19 protein-coding genes are annotated in these 25,663 nt (G+C 38.1%); 7 read left to right on the forward strand and 12 right to left on the reverse strand.

The features are described 5' to 3' along the window. Window positions 1-11: 11 nt before the first annotated feature. The 4 genes from DK865_RS01595 to DK865_RS01610 form a co-directional block, all read right to left on the reverse strand. Window positions 12-770, reverse strand: a complete 759-nt coding sequence (locus DK865_RS01595; protein WP_036911923.1) for a fimbria/pilus periplasmic chaperone — start codon at window positions 768-770, stop codon at window positions 12-14. Between the two features lie 56 nt (window positions 771-826). Next, a complete protein-coding gene (locus DK865_RS01600) occupies window positions 827-3,442 on the reverse strand; it encodes an outer membrane usher protein (RefSeq protein ID WP_109390999.1) in 2,616 nt (871 codons plus the stop codon). A 21-nt stretch (window positions 3,443-3,463) separates the two neighbouring features. Next, complete coding sequence (locus DK865_RS01605) at window positions 3,464-4,012, reverse strand: fimbrial protein (RefSeq protein WP_152526010.1); 549 nt, start codon at window positions 4,010-4,012, stop codon at window positions 3,464-3,466. 95 nt (window positions 4,013-4,107) lie between these two features. Continuing rightward, complete coding sequence (locus DK865_RS01610; protein WP_023581066.1) at window positions 4,108-4,635, reverse strand: fimbrial protein; 528 nt, start codon at window positions 4,633-4,635, stop codon at window positions 4,108-4,110. A 677-nt stretch (window positions 4,636-5,312) separates the two neighbouring features. On the opposite strand from DK865_RS01610, the gene mrpI reads away from it, so the two are divergent. Continuing rightward, window positions 5,313-5,873 (forward strand): phase variation DNA invertase MrpI, encoded by a 561-nt coding sequence (gene mrpI, locus DK865_RS01615; RefSeq protein WP_109391000.1) that lies wholly within the window; start codon window positions 5,313-5,315, stop codon window positions 5,871-5,873. A 432-nt stretch (window positions 5,874-6,305) separates the two neighbouring features. On the opposite strand, the gene DK865_RS01620 is transcribed toward mrpI, so the two are convergent. Continuing rightward, window positions 6,306-7,529 carry an RtcB family protein gene (locus DK865_RS01620; protein ID WP_023581067.1) on the reverse strand — a complete coding sequence of 408 codons (1,224 nt, stop codon included), beginning with the start codon at window positions 7,527-7,529 and terminating at the stop codon, window positions 6,306-6,308. Further along, window positions 7,526-8,665, reverse strand: a complete 1,140-nt coding sequence (locus DK865_RS01625) for a slipin family protein (protein WP_109391028.1) — start codon at window positions 8,663-8,665, stop codon at window positions 7,526-7,528. Before DK865_RS01625 ends, DK865_RS01620 begins: the two co-directional genes overlap by 4 nt. A gap of 560 nt (window positions 8,666-9,225) precedes the next feature. Between DK865_RS01625 and rtcR the strand changes: the two genes are divergently transcribed. Both rtcR and rnz read left to right on the forward strand, forming a co-directional pair. After that, the gene (rtcR, locus tag DK865_RS01630; protein ID WP_023581069.1) at window positions 9,226-10,821 is read left to right on the forward strand and encodes an RNA repair transcriptional activator RtcR; all 1,596 of its coding nucleotides are present in this window, start codon (window positions 9,226-9,228) and stop codon (window positions 10,819-10,821) included. 9 nt (window positions 10,822-10,830) lie between these two features. Next, a complete protein-coding gene (gene rnz / locus DK865_RS01635; RefSeq protein WP_109391001.1) occupies window positions 10,831-11,748 on the forward strand; it encodes a ribonuclease Z in 918 nt (305 codons plus the stop codon). 89 nt (window positions 11,749-11,837) lie between these two features. Here the strand turns inward: rnz and DK865_RS01640 are convergent, their stop codons facing one another. Further along, window positions 11,838-12,500 carry a DUF421 domain-containing protein gene (locus tag DK865_RS01640; RefSeq protein ID WP_036911991.1) on the reverse strand — a complete coding sequence of 221 codons (663 nt, stop codon included), beginning with the start codon at window positions 12,498-12,500 and terminating at the stop codon, window positions 11,838-11,840. 276 nt (window positions 12,501-12,776) lie between these two features. On the opposite strand from DK865_RS01640, the gene DK865_RS01645 reads away from it, so the two are divergent. Together DK865_RS01645 and betT are read left to right on the forward strand one after the other, a co-directional pair. Next, complete coding sequence (locus tag DK865_RS01645) at window positions 12,777-13,412, forward strand: hypothetical protein (protein WP_023581072.1); 636 nt, start codon at window positions 12,777-12,779, stop codon at window positions 13,410-13,412. Between the two features lie 365 nt (window positions 13,413-13,777). After that, window positions 13,778-15,781 (forward strand): choline BCCT transporter BetT, encoded by a 2,004-nt coding sequence (gene betT / locus DK865_RS01650; RefSeq protein WP_036911936.1) that lies wholly within the window; start codon window positions 13,778-13,780, stop codon window positions 15,779-15,781. Window positions 15,782-15,846: 65 nt separating this feature from the next. Here betT and hpaR read toward each other — a convergent pair whose 3' ends face one another. Continuing rightward, the gene (hpaR, locus tag DK865_RS01655; protein ID WP_023581074.1) at window positions 15,847-16,284 is read right to left on the reverse strand and encodes a homoprotocatechuate degradation operon regulator HpaR; all 438 of its coding nucleotides are present in this window, start codon (window positions 16,282-16,284) and stop codon (window positions 15,847-15,849) included. 591 nt (window positions 16,285-16,875) lie between these two features. Here hpaR and hpaC point away from each other — a divergent pair. Then, the gene (gene hpaC / locus DK865_RS01665; RefSeq protein ID WP_023581075.1) at window positions 16,876-17,394 is read left to right on the forward strand and encodes a 4-hydroxyphenylacetate 3-monooxygenase, reductase component; all 519 of its coding nucleotides are present in this window, start codon (window positions 16,876-16,878) and stop codon (window positions 17,392-17,394) included. Window positions 17,395-17,991: 597 nt separating this feature from the next. After that, window positions 17,992-19,479, forward strand: coding sequence for a dipeptide/tripeptide permease DtpB (gene dtpB / locus DK865_RS01670; RefSeq protein WP_109391002.1), 1,488 nt, complete (start codon window positions 17,992-17,994; stop codon window positions 19,477-19,479). 234 nt (window positions 19,480-19,713) lie between these two features. On the opposite strand, the gene fbaA is transcribed toward dtpB, so the two are convergent. The 4 genes from fbaA to tkt form a co-directional block, all read right to left on the reverse strand. Continuing rightward, window positions 19,714-20,793: a class II fructose-bisphosphate aldolase gene (gene fbaA, locus DK865_RS01675; RefSeq protein ID WP_023581077.1), complete on the reverse strand. Its 1,080-nt coding sequence runs from the start codon at window positions 20,791-20,793 to the stop codon at window positions 19,714-19,716. Window positions 20,794-20,856: 63 nt separating this feature from the next. Further along, complete coding sequence (gene pgk, locus DK865_RS01680) at window positions 20,857-22,020, reverse strand: phosphoglycerate kinase (protein ID WP_036911939.1); 1,164 nt, start codon at window positions 22,018-22,020, stop codon at window positions 20,857-20,859. Between the two features lie 87 nt (window positions 22,021-22,107). Beyond that, window positions 22,108-23,127 (reverse strand): erythrose-4-phosphate dehydrogenase, encoded by a 1,020-nt coding sequence (gene epd / locus DK865_RS01685; RefSeq protein ID WP_109391003.1) that lies wholly within the window; start codon window positions 23,125-23,127, stop codon window positions 22,108-22,110. Between the two features lie 257 nt (window positions 23,128-23,384). Then, window positions 23,385-25,379 carry a transketolase gene (gene tkt, locus DK865_RS01690; protein WP_023581080.1) on the reverse strand — a complete coding sequence of 665 codons (1,995 nt, stop codon included), beginning with the start codon at window positions 25,377-25,379 and terminating at the stop codon, window positions 23,385-23,387. Between the last annotated feature and the right edge of the window lie 284 nt (window positions 25,380-25,663).

Genomic DNA, 25,663 nt, shown 5'->3' on the forward strand with positions numbered 1-25,663 from the left:
AATAGACCTATTTAGTTTCCTGCTGATGTTTCTGTGACTTTGCATTCATTGCCATTACAGGTGAATTTCATCTGTGGACGTCCACCGTAATCATTGATGTAACTGAGTACTGGTGATGCCCCAAACGCGGAAGCATGCAGATTTATCGTTCCTGTACTTTTAGGGGCAATCATGATCGGTTCAAAACCATCAAGGCTTTTTCCTTGTAACCCGGTTAACCCATCCACTAATGTCACGTAATAAGGTGTTGGGTTATTCACTTCATAACGATCACCTTTCTTTATTAAGGTAATTTTTTCCTGCCAAGGATGAGTGAGATCCGTTTGTGTGGCATAAATCGATGCTGGGCGATAAAACAACTTAATTCTTGTTTGTAATGCAATTTGCAACACATTGGGTTTATCACTACGAGGTGGAATTTCACGCAAGTTAAAATAGAAAACGCTTTCTCTATCTTGTGGTAATTTGGCAATATCCGGTAATGACTGTACTTTTACTTGGCTTTTATCGCCCGGCTCTATACGCTGAATCGGCGGTAATACTAATAATGGGCTGTCAATACGTTCTCCATTTTCATTTTCCATCCAGCCCTGAGCTAAGTAAGGCAGCTCTTTGTTTTGATTACTGACATTTAAGCTAATCGATTTATCGGCACCATTAAAAATGACACGCGTTCTATCTAAAGCAATCGCAGCAAGGGCTTGACTAGTAAAGACCATTCCAGTCAATAAAGTGGTTGTTACAATGAATAAGCGCTTTGATAACATCATTTTGAATTACTCTTTTTGTCTGAAATTATTTTTATCTTTTCCCTTCTTTCCTAACCTTATTGCGTAATCAGTTTAGGTTGAGGCAAGGGCTCTGTTCTTTGATTGATTGTTGACGATGTTGCTTCACCATCACTACAAGTCAGTAATAATGAAGACATAAATAATCCTTCAACTAATGTTGGAATACGGACTTTGCACTGATCTTGACCATTCCAACGAACACTCAATAGATCATCACTGTTAATTCCCGTCAGATAGACATTCCCACCATCATTAACAATACCGAGCTCACGACCTTTTTCGGTTGTGACACTGGCACCAAATGGAGGATAAGTGCCATCTTGTAATCGAATGACAGCCATCGCTTTTTGTCCCGATACCACATCAAAGTGGCGGTAGCCTATTGCGCCTTCCGTAAGGGTGAGTTGTTGAATTGAGCGTAATGCTTCAGCGTTATCTGGCATCTGATCAAGGTCGATGCTGGCACTACTGCGGTAATAATCATTGATATCAGGCAATACAGCTTTACCAAAAACATTGGTACGCGTAATCGCGCCAATACTTTTCACGGGTACATCTGAAACACCATCTGTATCAACAAGTAAACGAGTACTACCAGTACGACTTGTACGGTGTAATGCACCACCTTTTGGTGTTAATGTTGCCCCACCTTGTAGTGATAATGTGGCTGATGTGTATTCACCATTAATATGGCTTGCACTCGCTGTGACCAATGCCGCATCAGCGTAATGCATAAGATAGGCATCTGCGGATGGTTTACCGTTACTGCTTAAACCCGCACCAACACGATAGCTACTATTGTCATCAATACGATCGTAATAACTGACATTATGTGAATTGCCGTGTTTATTAATCACAGTGTTGTAGCTAATGGTTGCGCGATCGCTCCAAGGCATACTGACATTCATATAAACGCCATTATCATTGGTGCCATTAAATTTATTGCGAAACGCCGACAGACTGAGGTTGATATTTTTAAAGCGACCAATATCCATCGTTTTGGCTAATGACAAGTTATAGTTATCATTATTAGGTTTATTCCAATAAGTCTGATGACTATAGTTTAAGTAGGCACTTAATCCCCACTCAGGGAACTGCTTACTAAACATAATGGTATAAAGCTCTTTATTGTTATCTTCTTCACCACCACGATAACGACGATCTAAGTATTGGTTCATACTCATAAAGTCACGTTCAGAGAATCGATAGCCTGCGAATGTCACTTGGCTATTGATTTGTTCAAAACGTTTTGAGTAACTTAAGCGGTAAGAGCCACCGTGATAACGCTTGTTATCACTTGGAATTTTTGCCCAAGAATGTGTCGCATCAAAAGAGATAGCCCCCAGTGCCATAAGGTCACGACCAATACCTGCCGAAACTGAGTTATAATCACCCGATACTAATGATCCCCCATAAAGTGACCAACCGTTACTGATCCCCCATGAGAATTCTCCCATACCAAAAATAGGGCCTTCTGTATTACGGCTCATATCTGACGGTTGCCCCGCAGATAACTTATATTGCACTCGACCAGGGCGTGTTAAATAAGGAATACTTGCCGTATCCATTTGGAATTCTTGAACAGATCCATCTTGCTCTTCAACACGTACATCTAATTTACCACTCACTGCATCATTGATGTCTTGAATACGGAACGGACCTGGAGCAACTTGCGTTTCATAGATCACGCGACCTTGCTGGCTAATCGTCACTTTCGCATTCGTTTTTGCCACACCCGTTACTTCAGGGGCATATCCCCTTAAATTAGGTGGCAGCATATTGTCATCTGTAGACAAGTTAATCCCAGTAAAACGGAAGTTATCGAAAATGTCAGAACGTGAGTAAGTCTCCCCCATCACAAGGCGAGCACCTAATTGCGTGATTGCTCTATAAAGATAAAGCTGATTCCATTTCCAACTATTTTCAGTGCTATCGGGAATACCTGTTGTATGCTGATAACTTGCTTGCCAATCGGCACGAAAACGCCAAACACCAAGGTTTGCTCCCACGGTTCCTAAACCTGTAACTTGTTGGCGCTGTTTTCCTTTAGCAGGATCGGTCACGTTAGCATTGACGTTATAGTCAAAAAGCACGCCTGAAATACCGTGATCCCAACGAGAAGGTGGGTCCCAATTAGGCGCTGAATATTCAAGATACGCTTGAGGAATAGTAAGAATAAGATTGCCATTTCCCAGACTTGCATTTACCGTCATTCCGGGAATAGAAGAGATATCAAGACAGCTTCCATTATCTTGATATTTAACTTTTTCAGCCCATTCAGGTTTGAGTCCTATTTGATGGATCAATTCTGGTGGCAAGCATGCCTCGCTACCTTTAGGATCATTGGCGGGTACAACATAGCTAATGTTATAGAGGTCAGGGAGTTCATTATTATTCACACGAACAACAAACTCATATCGCCCAGGCATAATATAGCCCGCACGCGAGAAATCGGATAAGTCGATATTTTGCTTATCTTTTAGATCCAAAATATCGGCATTAAATTCAATATCACTATTTGCTAAAGCTGAACTTGAAATACTGGAAGCGCCAGTAAGAATTAAATAGATCAGTACAGCAACAGGCCGAATAGTATGTTGTTTTTTCTTTTTTTCCGTCCCTAAACCAACGGTTTTGAATGTTCTAACCATAAGTTATCCAACCCGATCCATTTAATAGTATTCCAGCTTAAATCGCAGCGTCGTTCGGTAATTTCCAGCTTTGGGTATTTCGTTATTTTTGACTATTCGCGCTTGGTAAAGTAACGCCATTGATTTGGAGTCAATACCAACAGGGGGTAATGGCTTACCCGGAATGGCTCGCCTACCATAACGATCAGCTATCGCTAATGACGCACCTCTCGCTTCACCAGAAAGTGCAAAATTGCCATTATCGTTAGAGGGACCTTCAAACGTTGCAATAAAACGAGGGTTGTCCGCTTCCTGACCTTTTTGTTCAATTAGCGTACATTCCGTTAATCTGATAGAAAAATACTCAATAGGTCCTTGCCCTTCAGTCACTAGCATTGGAATAGAAACCGTTGTCAGTGGAATAACTTGTTCACCACTTCCTGCTGCAATCGTGCAAGAGGGTTCTAAGATTGAGCCTGAAAGATTAAGTACCCCAAATCGCTGATGCATATTTTTATCTTGTTTTACATCACTCGCTTCTGCTGTTGTCATCAGTAAGCTGGCAATAAGGCATAGCCATAGTGGTGTCATCTTGCGATTCATATTTTTCTCCGTAAGAAAAAAATCGTTAAAAATAGACACAGGAAATAAAGCTCTGTACATCCTTGTACAGAACTTATTTTTTCTTACTGATAAGTCAGTGCGAAAGTTGCGATTGCAGTGAAGTCACCAGGAACAGCGGCTTCTGCAGAAGAACCTTGTAAGTAAGCAGCAAAGTTCAGATCGTTATTACCATCACGTAATGTTTGAGCTGCACTTGGTGTACCTAATTTGATTTGTTTACCACCAGCATCGGTGATAACAACAGCTGCATTTTTAGCGATACCTTCAATACCTAAAGAACCTGCTAAGATGTCTGCATCTTCAGAACCAGTGAAGGTTGTTTGAACAGTTTTATAAGTTTCTGTTGTGCAATTCTCTAAAGTAATTTTAAAATCACGAGAATTACTACGACCACCATCTTTTAATGAAGCAGTAGAAATTTGACCTAATGGAACAGTTTGATTTTCTGAATCAGGATGAATAGAACAAGGTGCATCAATAATTGAACCAACAAACTTAACTGTACCGTGACCTTGATCAGCAGCAAATGCAGAACCCGCAGCAACAGATAAACCTAAGCCAAGAACTAACGCTAATTTATTTAATTTCATCTTTTTGTTTCCTAAAATATAAAGGACGAAGACATTAAAAATAATAAATTCATTAGGATTGAATTATTCCTAATTGAATGACTCATTTATTGAGTTTTTGAATTTTGGTATATTTGTGCCCGTCCAAAACGAATTCAAATATCGTTAGAAACAAAACAAAATACACCAAATTGTTTTGTTAAAAATTTTCATCTCGAAATCAAACGCATTTAGATAATCAAACTTTAAATATCAGAAAAAGAGTTTATTATTCTAAGTGCAATTACTATAATTTGTGAAAAAAGTAAAAAAATTTATTTCTGGATTTTAAACAAAGTAACCAATAGTGTTTGAATTTTAAAATAATGATAAATATCAATATGTTAAATAAATGAAGATAAGTGATGAATATTAAATTTGACTTAAGTGATAAGCCAGAGAATAATAGTAAACAATTTGGTGTATTCTGTTTATTTCTATAAAGAAAGCCAAATTCCCATCTATACTCATTTTTCGCTTTTTCAATCAATCACTTTCATTTTCTAAAAATAAATAAACTTTCAATAAACTTGTTTAAAATGAACAAGTAAAAGTGCAAGCATAAAAAAAACACAACTCTTTATTGATGCATATTACTTGTTATAGTGGTGCATCAATTGACTTTTGTTCCTTGTTATCTCATTGAAAAGGTTATGAAAATGAAGCAGCGCAAGTTTCTTACACGTTTTGAGATCAATTCTATTTTGAAGCAAGCAAAGGAAGGACGTTATCCAGAAAGAGATTACTGTATGTTTTTAATGTGTTTTTTACATGGATTTCGCGTAAGTGAACTATGTAATTTAACTTTAAGCGATATTGATTTAGAAAGTCGAATACTCTATGTCAGGCGCTTAAAAGGCGGTTTATCAACAACACAACCAATTATTGAAGAAGAATATGAAGCGTTAGTTAACTGGTTGAAAAAAAGGGAAACATGGAGAGAATATGACTCAGAATGGGTCTTTTTATCCCAAAAAACTGGTCCAATTTCGCGTCAGCAAGTATATGGATTACTTCGCCGTTTAGGTAAAAAAGCTAATGTATCCATTGCTCCTCATCCTCATATGTTACGCCATGCATGTGGTTATGCACTGGCTGATTTAGGTAGAGATACTCGTTTAATTCAAGATTACTTAGGACATCGTAATATTTCACATACCGTTATCTATACCGCAAGTAATTCAAAACGTTTTGTTCACATTTGGGAATCAATAAATTAACAACACTTATTTAATTAATATATTCTCTGAGAATTAACACCCTAAATAGAGTAGGCTATATTTTTTCAATAAGAATACAGTTAATTTTAATATAAATAAGAAAATTAGGAATTGTTTTATATTAAATAAATAATCACGATTAAAGACATTAATAATTTATTAATAATCGTTTTCTAACGAAAGAATAAATCAAACGCATATTCTTTTTTTGATTATCCTTATTGGAGAGCGGTAAATTTAATATCAATCTTTATTTATTAGTAATACTAAACATTCTTTGTTTGATTTTTAATCAAGAAATAAGGGTTTTATTTAAAAGAAAATATCCATTATTAAAAATTTTATTCATTTGCATTCCATGCACACGCTTTCATATCTTACTATCCCCAACGTGATCGTTAGGGGATAGTTATGAATGACCTTAAAACACAATTACCCTTTTACACAAACAACTTGTCGTAGTGTATGAACAATCTCAACAAGTGATAACTGCGCTTTCATCACAGCATCAATATCCTTATAAGCCATTGGAATTTCATCAATCACATCTTCATCTTTTCGACATTCCACATGCGCTGTTGCTCGAATTTGGTCTGCAACACTAAAGGCTTTTTTCGCTGCTGTTCGGCTCATTACACGTCCTGCACCATGACTACATGAACAGAAACTGTCGGCATTTCCTTTTCCTCTTACAATAAAGCTTTTAGCGCCCATTGAGCCTGGAATGATCCCCATTTCACCTTTTTGAGCTGAAACCGCCCCTTTTCGAGTCACGAGTACTTCTTCACCGAAGTGCATTTCCTTTTGCACATAGTTATGGTGGCAGTTCACCGCCTGTTGCTGTGTCGTAAAAGGTTTAGTTATTTGTGTTGATAACGCAGCCAACACACGTTCCATCATAATTTCGCGGTTATGTCGGGCAAAATCCTGTGCCCATTCTACGGCTTCTATATAGTCATCATAGAAAAGCGTTCCTTCTTTTAAGTACGCTAAATTTTTATCTGGCAAGTTAGCGATATGCTCTCTCATATCTTCTTGTGCCATTTGGATAAATAATGTACCGATAGCATTTCCTACACCACGAGATCCACTATGTAGCATCACCCAAACATTATCTGATTCATCAAGGCACAACTCGATAAAGTGGTTTCCTGTTCCTAATGTACCAAGGTGACGATAGTTATTCGTATTTCGTAAACGTGGGTACTTATCAGTTAAAACCTTAAAACGCCCTTCAAGTTGTTGCCAATGTTGATCAACCAGTTTAGGTGGGCTCTTCCATGAACCTCGATCATTCCCTGACTGATAACTTGTTCTTCCATGAGGTACAGCTTTTTCTATTGCCGTTCTTATGGCAAATAAATTATCTGGCAGATCATTTGCGTGCAATGATGTTTTCACTGCAATCATTCCACATCCAATATCCACCCCCACTGCAGCAGGAATAATCGCGCCTTTCGTTGGAATAACACTCCCTATTGTTGAACCTTTTCCTAAGTGAACATCAGGCATTACTGCCATATGTTTAAAAATAAAAGGCATTTTGGCAGTATTAATAAGTTGCTTTAGAGCATCTGCTTCAACAGGTACACCATTTGTCCACATTTTGATTTCAGACGTTCCTGCTTCTTTTACTATTTGATGATCCAATATCATGCCTGTGCTCCTTTAATTTGTACTAATCCGTTTAATACTTGGTCTAAACCACCATAAACGGAAATCTTATCAATACGCTCTGCAATACGTTCTACGGTTTCTAGCTCTTTTAATCGTAAGGCTACTGGATTATTTTCCATTACTTTTGCCGTATTTAATAAAGAACGCGTTGCGGATGTCTCTTCTCTTCGACGAATAACATTAGCCTGAGCAGATTTTTCTGCCTCAACCACTTGCGCTAAAATCGTTTTCATTTCGCCAGGTAAAACAATATCTTTTACTCCTAATGAAGCCACTTCCACACCATATCCTTTAGTCACTTCACTGATTTTTTCACTCACTAAGCTGTCAATGAGCGTTTTATTCTCTAATAATTCGTCCAATGTTCTTGTTCCTACGGCTTCACGTAACGCAAACTGCAACTCTTTATATAAGAACTCGATCGGTGAGCTCAGTAATTGATACGCTGAAAGCACGTCGCTATAACGCCAGTTTGCTGACAAGTTAATGCGTAATGTCACTTTGTCTTTTGTTAAGATCTCTTGACCACTCACATCGAGTGTTTGTAAACGCATATCAACGACTTCAACATCCACTTTGTGCTGATAACGCCAATAGCCTTTTAATCCGGGTGGCAATAGTGATTGAGTTTCACCATCAACACGGATAATACCAGCATGCCATGTTGGAATATCCACACTTAATACACCTTCACTGCCTTTTACCGTTTGGTTACGTAATTTTGGATACTGCAATTTTTTCACCAACGCTGGCGAAACTTCCAATTCATTTGCTGACAACACTTCCATTGAGCGTTGTGAATAATTCCAATAAAGACGACGGGTACTCGGTGCTAAGATCTCTTTGAGTGAGTCATTTTCATAGAGTAAACCAATCTCTTCATCTGATAGCACAATATCAAAACAATATTCACTCACCCATTCTGGATGATATTGGCGTAAAAATTCGGCTTTCTCTTTTTCAATCGCAGGGCCGTTTAACTCCACCAGCTCAACACTTAATTGGCGACGAAGATCAAAAAATTTATGCTCACCTGCACTAAGGACTTCAATATACTCATCGTCCTTCTTTAATAACCCCAGTTGTCCTTGTCTCACTTTTATTGTTGTTCTTATCATCATGGCTTCCTTTTTCTCTCTTCTTTATAAGTTTTCTTCTTTTATTACTTTTTATCGTGACTTGCTCTCCACGAACAAACTTGGCGAAATAGAAGGGAAAAAAAGAGAGGAACGATACTTTGTTTGTCTCTTCTTCTGCCTTCAATCCAGCGTAGTTGCTGGTGGATAAGCAAGGTGACGGTACTGCTATCACAACGATTTTTTATATTTAATTTTACATTTGGATTTGTAATGGTTTTTGGTGTCAGGAATCGAACCTGAAAATAACCCTCTTCACCTACAGAGTCTCAATGTGAAGGAACACATTTAGATAACACCACAGCGTGTTCTTTATGTGCCTACCAGATTTAAAATCTGCTCAAGACACTAATAATATTGCCAATATCGTGCCAAGTTTTTCAAATCTGCAAAAAATATTTTTAATTCATTGTTTTTATTTGTAAAAATATCTTTAACGTAATTTTTAAATATTTAGCCGTTGAATTAAAAACGATAAAAACTTATCTTTTTATCTAGATGTTTATAAATATAGATAAAAAATAAGTGGAAATAACTTAATGAAACGCAAAGTGGTGATTGGTGTTTTAGGCACAACATTAGATAAACGGGGTAAAAGTCATAAAAGATGGAACTCATGGCGCCCAACGATTTCGATTTGTCATCAAAAAGACTTTCCCGTTAGTCGATTGGTCATGATCCATCAACCTAATGATTCTATGTTAGCGTCAAAAATCACTGAAGATATCCATACCATCTCCCCTGACACTGAAGTCTTACCTTACGAAATGGATATTTGTGATCCTTGGGATCTGGAAGAGGTTTATAGTCACTTTCTTGATTTTGCAGTGAGTTATCCATTTGATACTGAAAATGAAGAATATTATGTACATATCACAACAGGTACGCACATTGCTCAGATTTGCTGGTTTCTACTGACTGAAGCCCATTACTTACCCGCAAAACTATTACAAACCTCTCCTTCTTCTAAAATAAGAGAAAATGAAGAAGGTATCAAAACAGTACAATCCGCCACGGGAAGTTATGCTGTTATTGATCTCGATTTAAGCCGTTATACAAAACTAACGAGCCGATTTGAGCATTACCATAATGAGTCCCTCTCGTTCTTGAAATCGGGGATTGCCACACGTAATGAACGTTTTAATACTTTAATTGCTCAAATTGAACGTGTTGCATTACGCTCCGTTGCGCCTATTTTATTAACAGGCCCCACAGGAGCTGGGAAATCATTTCTTGCTCAACGTATTTATGAATTACGACAATCTCGCCATTTTGTAAAAGGTCGTTTTATTGCTGTTAACTGTGCCACTTTGCGTGGTGACAATGCCATGTCCACTTTATTTGGACATGTAAAAGGGGCATTTACAGGTGCATTACAAACCAGACAAGGATTGCTTAGAGAAGCCGATAAAGGGATTTTATTTCTGGATGAAATTGCAGAATTAGGACTTGATGAACAAGCCATGTTACTTAAAGCGATAGAAGAGAAATCTTTTTATCCTTATGGCTCAGATACTGAGGTGCAAAGTGATTTTCAACTGATCGCAGGAACACATCGTGATATGGACAAGCAAATTGCAAAAGGATTTTTCCGTGAAGATCTCTATGCAAGGATCAACTTATGGTCTTTTTCACTACCGGGTTTAGCTGATCGTAAAGAGGATATTGAGCCTAATATCGATTATGAATTGCATCACTTTGCAAAGCTTTACCAAAAGGTGATCCGTTTTAATGCTGATGCGAAATCACACTATATTCGATTTGCCACATCTGAACAGGCATTATGGCGTGGTAATTTCCGCGAACTTAGTGCTAGTATAACGCGAATGGCAACACTTGCCGAAAATGGTCGTATTACCCTGCCTCTTGTTGATGAAGAAATTAATCGTTTAAAACAAAATTGGGGTGTTGTTTCTTCTACCTTATTTAATAGTACGGATATTGATCTTTTCGATCTGAGTCAACTGAATACCGTTATCAAAACATGCCAGCAATCATCAACACTCTCAGAAGCCGGTAGAAAACTTTTCGCAGTATCAAGGCAAAATAAAAAACAACCCAACGATGCCGATCGCCTACGTAAGTATCTGGCGAAATTCAATTTAAGTTGGGAACAAATTCAACATGGAGAATAATATTTCATTATGGAGCTCACTTTTTTAGGCACTAACGCAGGCGTTCCTTCTAAAGATCGCAATGTCACCAGTATGGTGCTCGATTTACAAAATAAACAAAAAAGCATGTGGATGTTTGATTGTGGTGAAGCAACACAACATCAAATATTGCATACCCGCGTGAAACTACCGCGTTTAAATAAAATTTTTATTACCCACTTACATGGCGATCATATTTTTGGTTTACCGGGATTACTTTGTAGTCGCTCAATGGGTGGAACGGAAACACTTTTAACGGTGTATGGCCCTAAGGGTATAAAAGCCTTTATAGAAACGGCACTGACATTAAGCCAATCCTATTTAACTTACCCTATTAATATTGTTGAAATTGACGAAGCGGGTTTTCTGTTTGAAGAGGAAGGTATCAAAGTCAGCTGTGAAGCACTTTCTCATCCCGTACCGTGTTTTGGTTATCGCTTGGAAGAAGAAAACCGCCCAGGTAAATTAGATGCCGAAAAACTGAAAGTTGACAACATTCCTGCTGGCCCTTGGTTGCAAGAGTTAAAACAAGGTAAAACAATTCAATTGCCAGATAGTAGAGTTATTAACGGTAAAGAGTATATTGGTCCTGAAATAAAAGGCCGTTGTATTGTCATTTTTGGTGATACACAACCTACACCAAATGCATTAAAGCTGGCTAATAACGCAGATGTTATTGTTCATGAGGCGACGTTTAAACATGAAATGGCAGAACAAGCGAATAGTCGAGGACACTCAACAACAGTACAAGCCGCACAGTTAGCTAAAGAGGCTAATAGCAAAAAGCTGATTATTACACATATCAGTAGTCGCTATTCTCCTGAAGAGTGTGTTGAATTACTCAATGAAAGCCAACAAATCTTTAGCCATACTGAAATGGCTTCTGATTTTGAGGTATTTAAGATGTGAATGCGTATTCACTAGATAACCTTGGCGATATTACGTCGCCATTGTTATAAATCATACTTCACTCATCGACGTATATTTTAGTTATTGGTCTATAGCGTAGTCCGTTTTATCTTCCCATCTTGTAAAATAAAATTGACTTTTCCATCCCAAAACTCAGCTAAGAAAATCTCTTCCGGTTTATCAATATGCTGATTTTTCATCTCTTCTTGAAGCCAAGCTTCATCTTTTTCTATTTGCGCTAATTCTGATGTTCGAATAACACCGTCTTTCATGACAATAATCGACGGCATTTTTGCACCATCACATACCACCGTAATTTGTCCATCAGGTTCAATTTGCGCGTAATTGACCTCTTGAAACGAATGAATACCCTGAGCATGAAGACGAGACGTTATGTTTAAAATGTCTATTTTGTTCTTTTTCTCCATGATGTTTTCCATTATAAACTCGCCCTTCTTTATAATAGGAATAGGATTGCCAATGGTCACAGCGCGGAAAAAATTGAATCGCTTACTGATATAATTAAGCAAAGAGATAAAACAGACACCAATTAGGAAGACGATAATATATTGATAAAGCGGGATCGCATCGGTATAAATCACCCCACCCATAATGCCACCGAGCACAAAATTGCCAATAAAATCAATAGGTGTCAATTGAGAGAGTTGTGTTTTACCTGATAAATTCATATGAGCTAGTATGATAGTAAAACCAATAATAAATTTGATAATAACCAGAAAGTAATATTCCATTTGCATCTCACATTTCCAATAATCTCTGCCTGTTTATTATAAAGCAGAAAATCTCACCTAGATAAAAATCTAAATTATTTTTATTTTGTTTTCATGACGTTTGACTAAGGAAATACACTTAATATACTTAGGTTTGTTGATTTTAAGACTCGCACTATACTTATTACGATAGTTTAGCTGTAACCTCTTACAATTAACGCAATAACTTCTCGCCTTTTCTAGTTCTTACGCGGGATATCACTGAATTGTTTTTGAATACACATTTTGGAGAAAAAAATGAATAAAAAACTACTTACTTCATTGGTTCTAGCGGGTCTTGTTACTATTACAGCAGGTTGTGATGATTCATCTAAAAAAGTCGATGATAGTATTGACAAGGCAAAAGAAACAGCGACTCAAGTTACTGAAACAGCGCAAGATAAAGCGAATGAGTTAACGGAACAAGCCAAAGATAAAGCTGCTGACTTGAAAGAAGATGCATCGGCAAAAGCAGATGAATTAACACAACAAGCTCAAGAACTAAAAGATAAAGCTGAACAAAAAGCGGCTGACTTAAAAGCGCAAGCTGATGAAAAAACAGATGCCCTAAAAGAGAGCATTTCACAAAAAACCGATGAGCTAAAAGATGCAAGTGCTGCAAAAGCGGAAGAAATTAAGCAAAGCCTAGAAGCTGAAAGTAATAAATTATCTGAAAAAGCCGCAGAGCTAAAGCAAGATGCAAGCAAAACAGCTGATAATCTAATGCAAGAAGCAGACAACAAGATTGAACAGCTAAAAGGTGATGCATCAAAAACCAGCGATGATGTAAAACAACAAGCTCAAGAGACTGAAAACAAAGCACTTGATAAAGCGGATCAATTAACTGATCAAGCCAAACAAAAAATTGATGATTTAAAAACTGAAAACAAATAATCTAATTTCAGTTTTTTTGATGAATTAAGAGCCAGTAATTTTCTACTGGCTTTTTTTGTATAAAAAAAAGACAAGGGTTGATCGGTTAAGCAAAAAATGTAACCATGTTCTCCTTTTTTCAACAGGAGAAACCTATTAAAGAGCGAAATTATCTAGTATATAAGGTTATTAATAAATTGATTTAATTGTGTTTTTCTTCATCTTGCGGAAAAAATAATTTACTTCCGTTCTTTTATAAAGCATCTCTCCAATTTGGTGTTTTATTCAAATTTTCTTATGAACTTTTCTTTTCTGATGACATAAACAATCAGATCATGGGTAGCGAAAAGTCTCTTTCTAGGAAAATAACAAAAAATAGGTTAACTATGAGTCAACAAAACGATATAACCCCTCAAAAAGTTAGGATAAAAATTAATCCTCCCGTTTTTTATACATCAGCGTTATTAATTTTACTGGTCGTTGGTTTCTCTGCATTATTTCCAGAGTTAGCTAATGATAAATTAGGTCATCTTCAGGAAAACCTCTTCACAAATGCGAGCTGGTTCTACATTCTAGCCGTTGCATTGGTTTTGCTGAGTGTGACTTACTTAGGACTTTCCCGCTTTGGTCAAATCAAGTTAGGGCCAGATCATGCTCGCCCTCACTTTAGTTATTTTGCTTGGTTTGCCATGCTCTTTTCAGCAGGAATGGGGATTGGCTTAATGTTCTTTGGTGTTGCTGAACCTGTTATGCATTATCTCATGCCTCCGACGGGTGAAGCGCAAACCATCGAAGCCGCAAAAGAAGCCATGCGATTAACCTTTTTCCACTGGGGATTACATGCATGGGCAATTTACGCCATTGTCGCGTTGATCTTAGCTTTCTTCTCTTATCGCCATGGTTTACCGTTAACACTGCGCTCTGCACTTTATCCAATTATTGGTGATCGCATACATGGCCCAATTGGTCATGCTGTTGATATTTTCGCTGTTATGGGAACCGTATTTGGTGTCGCAACGTCTCTTGGTTTTGGTGTTCTACAGGTTAATGCGGGTTTAAATCACCTCTTTAATGTGCCGATTAACCCAACGATTCAAGTCATATTAATTGTTGTGATCACTGGACTTGCAACTATCTCCGTTGTTTCTGGGCTAGAGAAAGGTATCCGCTTTTTATCTGAACTTAACTTAGGATTGGCGGTTATTCTTCTTTTATTAGTCATTACTCTCGGTCCAACCGTATTGATATTAAAATCATTCGTTGAGAATACGGGGGGATATCTCTCCGAAATTGTCAGTAAAACCTTTAATCTTTACGCATACGAACCGAAATCGAGTGATTGGTTAGGGGGATGGACTCTGCTCTATTGGGGGTGGTGGCTTTCATGGTCCCCATTTGTAGGGATGTTTATTGCCCGCATTTCTCGAGGTCGTACTATTCGTGAATTTGTTGTCGGTGTTCTGTTTGTTCCTGCCGGCTTCACATTACTTTGGATGACCGTTTTTGGTAACACGGCGATCCATTTAATCAAAGATAAAGGTGCAGAAGCCCTCGCCAATATCGTACAACAAGATGTGTCATTGGCTTTATTTGAGTTCTTAAATTATTTTCCATTCTCGTCTGTTTTATCCTTCTTTGCGATGTTGATGGTAGTCGTCTTCTTTGTGACCTCAGCAGACTCGGGCGCTATGGTTGTTGATACTTTAGCTTCTGGCGGTGATAGCGAAACGCCTGTATGGCAACGTATTTTCTGGGCTGCCTTAATGGGCGTTTCTGCAATTACTTTATTGTTAGCTGGCGGTTTAACTGCGCTACAAACAGTCACCATTGCAAGTGCACTTCCCTTCTCAATGGTACTGCTTGCTTCTATTTATGGACTCATAAAAGCATTGCGAGTAGATGTATATAAACGTGATAGCCAACAACTAACGACCATTGCACCACCAGCAAGTCGCAATCCGATCCCTTGGCAACGCCGTTTAAGAAATATTGCCTATTTTCCTAAACGCTCCCATGTAAAACGTTTTATGGATGAAGTGATCCAACCTTCAATGGAAATGGTGTCTGCTGAATTAAGTAAGCAAGCAACGCAATGTATTATCCATAATGAAGAAGATGATCGAATTGGTTTTGAAGTCGACTTAGGCGATGACATGAATTTCTTCTATGAAGTTCGCCTGCGTTTTTATACTCAACCCGCCTTTGCTTTAGCCGGATTAAGTGATGAAGAAAGAGACGAAGAACATAAATATTATCGTGCTGAAATTCATTTAAAAGAAGGTGGGCAAGATTACGATGTAATGGGTTGGACGAAAGAACAAATCATTCACGATATTCTTGATCAGTACGAAAAACACATTCACTTCTTACATGTATTAGGTAAGCAATAATTTTATCTGCATAATAGCAACAAAAAGGAGATGCCATAGCATCTCCTTTTTTCTTATCAAATAACTTATTTATCTGATTGTTCAACATCATCTACGTTAAGCGCAATCAACTCTTTTAATAATCCAGACAATCGTTGTAGTTTTTCAGTCGAAAATTTTTGCTCAAGTAATTGATAGCCTTCTTCAATTTTAGGCTGAATTTTATCGTATAAACTTTGCCCATTAGCAGAAAGTGAAACAAAAAGTTTACGTTGGTCACTTATTGGTTTTAAACGACAAATTAACTCGTCTCTTTCCATTCTAATCAGAATACCCGTTAGACTTGGTCGAAGAATACACGATTTTTGCGCTAATTCGTGGAAATCAATAGAACGTTTATCCGCAAGTACACGAATGATCCGCCATTGCTGTTCTGTCAGATTATGCTCTTTAAGAACAGGTCGAAAAAAACCCATCGCAGATTCCCTTGCTTGTAATAGCGCGATAGTTAATGATTCATGCATAATCAAGAAGCTCTTTATATGGTGTTATAGGTGAAATGACAAATTATCACTCAATATAGACAGTGAAAAAGTACCGCTGCTTATGGTTTATAAAATGACTATATTCTAAGAATAGACTAATTGTTACAATTATTCATATTAACAAATAAATAAAGTTGACTCAATTTTTGCAATTTTCTTCCCTTTGTGCAATTTATCACCTATGTTCTTTTTTAGTGTTAATTTTATCTTCCACAACATCTTGAGCTATACGCAATTTTCATAAATTGGCAATTTGTGTTATCTCTTTATCAATCCCAAAAAGTCGCCTAATTTGCCTATTATTCTACCTTTAAATTAGGAATAATAATGCTTAGCGATAAGGTTGTCTCACCGTTTTCTGAGATAAAGTTAACAAGTTGTAACAAAGAAAGATTGCTATCTTTGTTCATGCGCGGTAGCGTTACGGCTTTAAAACAACGCAACAAAGCAACCAGCAATAACATTACAACTTTGTTAGCGGAGTAGTTAGATGATCTTTTAGTTATCTAACTAATAATTATTTTAAGTGAAGACGCCCACAGACGAGAAGTCTGGCAGTAGGAGTAAATAATGTCTGAGGAAAAACAGGCTAACCCACTTTTTCGGGATGCAATGGCAAGCTTAGGCGCTGCGGTCAATATCGTGGCAACAAATGGCGATGCGGGATGTTGTGGCTTAACGGCAACAGCGGTATGTTCTGTTACGGATAATCCGCCTACCGTGATGGTTTGCATCAACAGTAAAAGTCAGATGAATACCATTTTTCAAGAAAATGGAAAATTAAGTATCAATATCTTGAATCATGAGCAGGAAGAAATGGCCTGTCATTTCGCTGGAATGACTGGGCTTGCGATGGCAGATCGTTTTACTCAACCAGGATGGCAAAACGGACAATTACAACAGCCGGTATTAACAAATGCGCTCGCTTGCCTAGAAGGTGATATTAATGATGTACGCCAAGTCGGTACGCATTTTGTTTATATGACCGAAATTAAGAATATTTCAGTACGTGAAGATGGCGATGGACTTATTTATTTTAAACGTCGTTTCCATTCTGTTAAAAATAAACAAGTCCCCATCCCTGCTTAAATTTCACCTATTTTACCTCAAGAGAAAAACGCACTTTTAATAAGGGCGTTTTTTATTGATTATAATCACGCCACAAAATTAAATATTTACTTATATTAAGTGAATACTTATTTAATAAGATAACATTAGCTAACTTTTAGATATTTATTAAATAGTTATTAACATCTGTTTGTTATAAAAGAATAATTTTTAATTATAATGAAAAAAATCTTTCTATAATCAATCAGTCACATAATCAAAAATATTTTCTCTCTACTTTTATTCTTTATCTTTATTTCATTCAATCAGATTAAAATATAAACAAATAATAATCTTACTGGTTATATTTTATACCAAAAGTCAATTAAATGACTTTATTTGAAAATAAACTAATGAATATTTTTTTCAATCTGGTATTAATCTTACCCACAGTGTGATCAACCTTTGAGAAGTCATTCCATCAATATATTAGTCTACTCGACTTGCTGATTACCTTCTTAAATTTGCAAACATCACTCTAAATGCGACAGATAATGTTACCGTCGTGTAACATTCCTCGTGAATGTGAGTAAATAACATCGTTGTTGAAAATAAATAATAATTAGGGGCATTACAGATATGGATAAACCCGCTCAAGTCGGTTTATTACAACAGCCTAAACCATTCTTTATGATTTTCTTTGTAGAATTGTGGGAACGTTTTGGTTACTACGGCGTACAAGGTATTCTTGCCGTCTATTTTGTGAGTAAACTTGGCTTCTCCCAAGAACAGGCTTTCATTACTTTTGGTGCATTCTCTGCACTGGTTTATGGGCTTATTTCTATTGGTGGTTATGTTGGTGACCATTTATTAGGAACAAAACGAACAATTGTTTTAGGTGCTATTGTCTTGGCTATCGGTTATTTCATGACTGGTATGTCAATCATGTATCCTAATTTAATTTTCTACGCATTAGGAACTATCGCAGTCGGTAATGGTTTATTTAAAGCCAACCCTGCCAGCCTATTAGCAAAATGTTATCCACCTAAAGATCCACGCCTTGATGGTGCATTTACGCTATTTTATATGTCGATTAATATCGGCTCACTAATTTCTTTATCTATCGCCCCTGTACTTGCTGAACGCTACGGATATGCCCTGACTTATAATATCTGTGGTATTGGCTTGATCATGGCGTTATTAGTTTATTTCTTCTGTCGTAAAATGGTTGCCAATATTGGTTCTGAACCAGACCATTTACCAATGAGCTTTAATAAACTGTTATTAGTTATTGCCGGCTCCATTGCGATGGTATTTGTTTGTGCATGGTTACTGCACAATGTGATGATTGCAAATATCGTTTTAGTCAGCCTGTCTATTATTGTTGTCTTCATTTATTTCCGTGAAGCTTTTAAACAAAAAGACAGAGTGGCTCGTAATAAAATGTATGTTGCATTTGTTCTGATGTTAGAAGCTGTTGTTTTCTACATCCTGTATGCTCAGATGCCAACTTCACTGAACTTCTTTGCGATTCATAACGTTCATCACACGCTTTTAGGCTTTGATATTAACCCTGTCAGCTTCCAAGCACTAAACCCATTTTGGATCATTGTTGCTAGCCCAATCCTTGCTATCGCTTACAGCCATTTTGGCGCGAAAGGCAAAGACTTCTCAATGCCAGCGAAGTTTACCGCAGGTATGCTTCTGTGCTCATTAGGATTCCTTACAGCAGCAGCATCAGGTATGTGGTTTGCCGATGCGCAAGGCTTAACATCTCCTTGGTTTATTGTTCTGGTTTACTTATTCCAGAGCTTAGGTGAACTGATGATCAGTGCGTTAGGTTTAGCCATGGTTGCTGCGTTCGTACCACAATACATGATGGGCTTTATTTTAGGTATGTGGTTCTTAACACAAGCCACAGCTTATCTGTTAGGGGGTTATGTCGCGACTTTCACCGCAGCACCAGAAGGTATTACAGATCCACTACAAACATTACCTATTTATACGGATGTATTTGGTAAAATTGGTATTGTGACCTTAATTGTAGGTATCGTTATGTGGGCGACCGTACCTTTATTAAATCGCATGATGAAAGAAGAAAGCAAAGACGGCAAAGTCACAGGCTAATCTTCCAATCAATATATTGCTTGATGTAAGCGTCTATTTATTAATAGGCGCTTTTTTATATCTGCATGCTCTCAAATATCCTATTAGCGAGATATCGCTAATCATGACTTAATGTATTGCTTATCTACGTATCTCATCGTCATCATCATCACCAAACTGACTGAGCGCGTTTTACCAGATACAAAAAAACCCGCCAAATAAGCGGGTTTAAATTAATCATTAAGAATGATCTAATTACAGTACATCAACTGAGTTCAGTTCTTTAAATGCTTGCTCTAAACGAACAACCATTGATGATTGTGCGTGACGTAACCAGTTACGTGGATCGTAGTATTTCTTGTTAGGTTTATCAGCACCTTCTGGGTTACCTAACTGACCTTGCAGATAGCCTTCGTTCTTTTTATAGAACTGTAAAATACCATCCCAAGTTGCCCACTGAGTATCTGTATCGATATTCATTTTGATAACACCATAGCCAACAGCTTCTTTGATTTCTTCTGCTGAAGAACCTGAGCCGCCGTGGAAAACGAAATCTAAGCTATTGTGTGGTAGATTGAATTTTTCTGATACGTAGTCTTGTGAGTTACGTAGAATTTTTGGCGTTAACTGAACGTTACCTGGTTTATAAACACCATGAACGTTACCGAAAGAAGCTGCGATAGTGAAGCGAGGGCTTACTGCGCTTAGTTTTTCGTATGCGTAAGCAACATCTTCTGGTTGAGTATAAAGCGCAGAGCTATCCATACCCGTGTTATCAACACCGTCTTCTTCACCACCTGTACAACCTAATTCGATTTCTAAAGTCATATCGATTTTAGCCATACGCGCTAAATATTTAGCACAGATTTCAATGTTTTCTTCTAACGATTCTTCAGATAAGTCAATCATATGAGAAGAGAACAGTGGTTTGCCTGTTTTAGCGTAGTGTTTTTCACCCGCATCTAACAGACCATCAATCCATGGTAATAGTTTTTTCGCACAGTGGTCAGTATGCAGAATAACAGGCACACCATAATATTCAGCCATTTGATGCACATGATGAGCACCAGAAATTGCGCCTAAAATAGCAGCTTGCTGTGGTACATCAGATTTAAGACCTTTACCTGCGATAAATGCAGCACCACCGTTAGAGAACTGTACAATAACAGGAGAACGAACTTTCGCAGCAGCTTCTAACACAGCATTGATTGAGTCAGTACCTACACAGTTAACCGCAGGCAGAGCAAATTTGTTTTCTTTTGCTACTGCAAATACTTTTTGTACATCATCACCCGTGATGACACCCGGTTTCACGAAATCAAAAACTTTAGACATGTAATAAGATCCTATATTTGGAACAGGTAGAAAATGACTTTCTACCTGTATGAGCTGACTTAATTACTGTTTAGCGCGTTCTTCTAACATTGCAACAGCAGGAAGTTTTTTGCCTTCAACGAACTCTAAGAAAGCACCACCACCGGTTGAAATGTAAGAGATTTTGTCTGCGATATCAAATAAATCAATAGCAGCCAGCGTATCACCACCCCCTGCGATAGAGAATGCTTCACTCTCTGCGATTGCATTAGCGATGATTTCTGTACCTTTACGGAAGTTAGGGAATTCAAACACACCGACTGGACCATTCCACAGGATAGTTTTCGCGTTTTTCAAGATCTCTGCTAAACGTTCTGCTGTCACATCACCGATATCCAGTACTTGTTCATCGTCTTTGATGTCACTTGCTGATTTTAAAACAGCATCTGCAGTTTCAGAGAATTCAGTTGCAACACGCACATCGCTTGGTACAGGAATATCACATTTTTCCATCAGCTTTTTAGCATCATCAACAAGGTCTGCTTCATACAAAGAGCGACCTACTGGATGGCCTTCTGCTGCGATAAAGGTATTTGCGATACCACCACCAACGATCAATTGGTCAGCAATTTTTGATAAAGAATCTAATACTGTCAGTTTAGTTGAAACTTTAGAACCGCCAACAATTGCAACCATTGGGCGAGCGGGTTTATCTAATGCTTTACCTAATGCTTCAAGCTCTGCTGATAACAGTGGACCCGCGCAAGCAACTTGTGCAAACTTAGCAACGCCATGAGTTGACGCTTGAGCACGGTGAGCCGTACCGAATGCATCCATAACGAAAACATCACATAATGCAGCGTATTGTTTAGACAGCGTTTCGTCGTCTTTCTTTTCGCCTTTGTTAAAGCGAACGTTCTCAAGAACAACTAATTCACCTGCATTAACTTCAACACCATTTAAATAGTCTTTAGCAAGGCTAACTGGTGCAGTTAATTTATCTTTCAGATAGTCAACAACTGGTTTTAAAGAGAACTCTTCGTTGTACTCACCTTCAGTAGGACGACCTAAGTGAGAAGTTACCATCACTTTAGCGCCTTGTTTTAACGCGGCTTCAATTGTTGGTAAAGACGCACGGATACGCGCATCTGAAGTCACTTTACCATCTTTAACTGGAACGTTCAGGTCAGCACGGATAAGAACTCGTTTACCCGCTAGGTCTAAATCGGTCATCTTAATTACAGACATGATGAATCCTCTCATTGATTCTCTAAAATTTAGTAATCTTCTGTTCAGTGCCTTGTATTATTACGCAACACCGTCATTAAAACATGATTATTTAAAACCAGTTGTAGCCATTGCTAACGTTGTATCAAGCATTCTGTTAGCAAAGCCCCATTCATTATCACACCAGACTAATGTCTTTATCAGGTGTTGCCCACTGACTCGTGTTTGTGTGCCATCAACGATTGCACTATGAGGGTCGTGGTTAAAATCAGTTGAGACTAATGGCAATTCTGTGTAATCCACTATACCACGAAATGCGCCAGTTGCTGATTTTTGAATTAACTGATTGACATCTAACACATTTACAGCCGTTTTTACAGTGACACTTAAATCAATTGCTGTCACATTAATTGTAGGAACTCGTACAGAAATTGCTTCAAAATGATCCTTAAATTTCGGGAAAATTCGAGTAATTCCTGCTGCCAGTTTCGTATCAACAGGAATGATAGATTGTCCTGCGGCACGAGTACGGCGTAAATCCTTATGGTATGCATCAATCACGGGTTGATCGTTCATGGCTGCATGGATGGTGGTGACTGTTCCTGATTCTATATTAAACGCATCATCCATCATTTTAATGATAGGGATAATGCAATTTGTTGTACAAGATGCGTTTGAAACAATCCGGTGCTCTTTTTTAAGTTCGTGTTGATTCACACCAAAAACGACAGTTGCATCTAAATCAGTTGTACCCGGATGAGAAAAAAGCACTTTTTTTGCACCTTGTGCAATATGCTCTTCGCCATCAGCACGGGAACCATAAGCACCACTACAATCAAGTACGACATCAATACCAAGTTCACCCCAAGGTAAATCAGTAATATCAGCGTGATGGAATAAACGAATAGTATCATCACCCACTTGCAATAAATCATTATTAATTCGTACATCCCAAGCAAAACGCCCGTGGCTAGAGTCATACTTGAGAAGATGCCCAATACCTTGTGCATCAGCCAATTCATTTATTGCAATAACCGTTATTTCAGCGCGTTTACCTGATTCATAAAGCGCTCTTAACACATTACGCCCTATACGACCAAAACCGTTAATAGCGACTCTGATTGTCATGTGACTTCCTTGATAACTAGTGATTTGCAACCGCTTAGAATAATAGAGCAAGATACTAATCAACAACGATAAATCAAGTAAATCTAGAAATTGTGCAGTCACCGACATTTTAGGTGTAACTGAAACGGTTCAGCTTATTGATAATCAGATTACGAGAAATGAGAGAAGATCGCAATAGTAAACAAAGATGGAAGGATAAAAAAAGAGCACATCTGAGAAATTCTTCCCAAAAATGTGCTCTTGTTAACATTTATTGATTATTTAAGTAAAGATTTTGCCTGTGTAACCACATTTTCAACAGTAAAACCAAACTCTTCAAATAATTCGTTTGCAGGCGCTGATTCACCGAAGCTACGCATACCTACAATCGCACCCTCTAAACCAACATATTTGAACCAGTAGTCAGCAATACCGGCTTCGATAGCAACACGAGCTTTCACTGATGCTGGCAATACTGCTTCACGGTAATCTGCATCTTGCTTATCAAATGCATCTGTTGCAGGCATAGAAACAACACGTACTTTACGGCCTTCAGCTGTCAGTTGTTCATAAGCACTAACGGCTAATTCAACTTCAGAACCTGTGGCAATAAAGATTAATTCTGGCGTACCCGCACAATCTTTCAGGATGTAACCACCCTTTTCGATGTTTGCTAGTTGCTCAGGAGTACGTGGTTGTTGTGCAAGATTTTGACGAGAGAAGATCAGTGCTGTTGGACCATCTTTACGATCAATTGCATATTTCCATGCAACCGCTGATTCAACTTGGTCACATGGACGCCATGTGCTCACGTTTGGAGTAACACGCAGGCTTGCCATTTGCTCAACGGGTTGGTGAGTTGGACCATCTTCACCCAGACCAATAGAGTCATGAGTATAGACAAAAATACTGCGGATCTTCATCAATGCAGCCATACGCACAGCATTACGTGCATATTCCATAAACATCAGGAAAGTAGCGCCATAAGGAACAAAACCGCCGTGTAATGCAATACCATTCATGATTGCAGACATACCGAATTCACGCACACCGTAATGGATGTAGTTACCCGCTTTGTCTTCGTTCAGCGCTTTAGAACCAGACCACATAGTCAGGTTACTTGGTGCTAAGTCCGCAGATCCCCCCATGAATTCTGGTAATACTTTACCGAATGCTTCTAATGCATTTTGAGACGCTTTGCGACTTGCAATGCTTGAAGGGTTTTGTTGCAGATTTTCAATAAATGCTTTGGAATCTTTTTCCCAATTAGCAGGTAATTCACCAGAAATACGACGTTTGAATTCAGCCGCTAATTCAGGGAACTGCGCTGCGTATGCAGCAAATTTAGCATCCCATGCTGCTTCTTTTGCTTTACCTGCTTCTTTCGCATCCCACTCTTTATAAATTTCTTGTGGAATTTCGAATGCACCGTATTCCCAACCTAACGCTTTACGTGTTTCAGCGATTTCTGCATCACCTAATGGGGAACCGTGAGAATCGGCAGTACCTGCTTTATGTGGAGAACCAAAACCGATAGTGGTTTTACAAATCAGCAGTGATGGTTTGTCTGTAACTTGTTTTGCGGCTTCAACAGCGGCTTTAATGCTTGCTGCATCATGGCCATCAATGCCACTGATGACATGCCAACCATAAGCATCGAAACGTTCTGCTGTGTTATCAGTAAACCAACCATGCACTTGACCATCAATAGAGATGCCATTGTCATCATAGAATGCAATCAGTTTACCTAACTGTAATGTTCCCGCTAAAGAACACACTTCGTGAGAGATACCTTCCATCATACAACCATCACCCATAAAGGCGTAGGTGTAGTGGTCAACAATATCATGACCAGGGCGGTTAAATTGAGCCGCTAATGTACGTTCTGCAATTGCAAAACCCACTGCGTTTGCAATACCTTGACCTAAAGGACCCGTTGTTGTTTCAACACCCGCGGTATAACCATATTCTGGGTGACCTGGTGTTTTAGAATGCAATTGACGGAAGTTTTTCAGATCATCTAAAGAAACGTCATAACCAGACAGATGCAGTAAGCTGTAAATTAGCATTGAAGCATGACCATTCGATAAAACGAAACGGTCACGATCAGCCCAGTTAGGGTTAGTTGGGTTATGATTTAAAAAATCACGCCATAATACTTCTGCAATATCAGCCATACCCATAGGGGCGCCAGGGTGTCCTGATTTCGCTTTTTGCACAGCATCCATACTTAAAAAACGGATCGCATTAGCAAGGGTTTTACGAGTGGTCATTTTCTACTCCAAGTCGGATAAAAAGCATCTAGATAGCTGATTCTCTCAATGCAGGCAAAAAACCGCAATATAAAAAATCCACAAAGGTGGCTATCGTAATTAGCATAAAGCAATAATTCTTTGATTCGCACGGCATTTTTTACAATCAAAGCGGAAAATAACATTACACCATCGCATTGTTGCGCAACAAAAAGCAAAAAAGACAACAGGTTGCGCAATTGAGAAGCGTGCTATTAAACCTTAGCTTGATATAACTAATCAAGATAAAATTTCATTGCTGTTTT

The sequence above is a fragment of the Proteus cibi genome (genome assembly GCF_003144405.1).
GTDB classification, from domain to species: Bacteria; Pseudomonadota; Gammaproteobacteria; order Enterobacterales; family Enterobacteriaceae; genus Proteus; species Proteus cibi.

Bases quoted from the DNA above. Each gene is read 5' to 3' on its own strand.
- DK865_RS01595 (WP_036911923.1), bottom strand. From the start codon at position 770: ATGATGTTATCAAAGCGCTTATTCATTGTAACAACCACTTTATTGACT.
- DK865_RS01600 (WP_109390999.1), bottom strand. From the start codon at position 3,442: ATGGTTAGAACATTCAAAACCGTTGGTTTAGGGACGGAAAAAAAGAAA.
- DK865_RS01605 (WP_152526010.1), bottom strand. From the start codon at position 4,012: ATGACACCACTATGGCTATGCCTTATTGCCAGCTTACTGATGACAACA.
- DK865_RS01610 (WP_023581066.1), bottom strand. From the start codon at position 4,635: ATGAAATTAAATAAATTAGCGTTAGTTCTTGGCTTAGGTTTATCTGTT.
- mrpI (WP_109391000.1), top strand. From the start codon at position 5,313: ATGAAGCAGCGCAAGTTTCTTACACGTTTTGAGATCAATTCTATTTTG.
- DK865_RS01620 (WP_023581067.1), bottom strand. From the start codon at position 7,529: ATGATATTGGATCATCAAATAGTAAAAGAAGCAGGAACGTCTGAAATC.
- rtcR (WP_023581069.1), top strand. From the start codon at position 9,226: ATGAAACGCAAAGTGGTGATTGGTGTTTTAGGCACAACATTAGATAAA.
- rnz (WP_109391001.1), top strand. From the start codon at position 10,831: ATGGAGCTCACTTTTTTAGGCACTAACGCAGGCGTTCCTTCTAAAGAT.
- DK865_RS01640 (WP_036911991.1), bottom strand. From the start codon at position 12,500: ATGGAATATTACTTTCTGGTTATTATCAAATTTATTATTGGTTTTACT.
- DK865_RS01645 (WP_023581072.1), top strand. From the start codon at position 12,777: ATGAATAAAAAACTACTTACTTCATTGGTTCTAGCGGGTCTTGTTACT.
- betT (WP_036911936.1), top strand. From the start codon at position 13,778: ATGAGTCAACAAAACGATATAACCCCTCAAAAAGTTAGGATAAAAATT.
- hpaR (WP_023581074.1), bottom strand. From the start codon at position 16,284: ATGCATGAATCATTAACTATCGCGCTATTACAAGCAAGGGAATCTGCG.
- hpaC (WP_023581075.1), top strand. From the start codon at position 16,876: ATGTCTGAGGAAAAACAGGCTAACCCACTTTTTCGGGATGCAATGGCA.
- dtpB (WP_109391002.1), top strand. From the start codon at position 17,992: ATGGATAAACCCGCTCAAGTCGGTTTATTACAACAGCCTAAACCATTC.
- fbaA (WP_023581077.1), bottom strand. From the start codon at position 20,793: ATGTCTAAAGTTTTTGATTTCGTGAAACCGGGTGTCATCACGGGTGAT.
- pgk (WP_036911939.1), bottom strand. From the start codon at position 22,020: ATGTCTGTAATTAAGATGACCGATTTAGACCTAGCGGGTAAACGAGTT.
- epd (WP_109391003.1), bottom strand. From the start codon at position 23,127: ATGACAATCAGAGTCGCTATTAACGGTTTTGGTCGTATAGGGCGTAAT.
- tkt (WP_023581080.1), bottom strand. From the start codon at position 25,379: ATGACCACTCGTAAAACCCTTGCTAATGCGATCCGTTTTTTAAGTATG.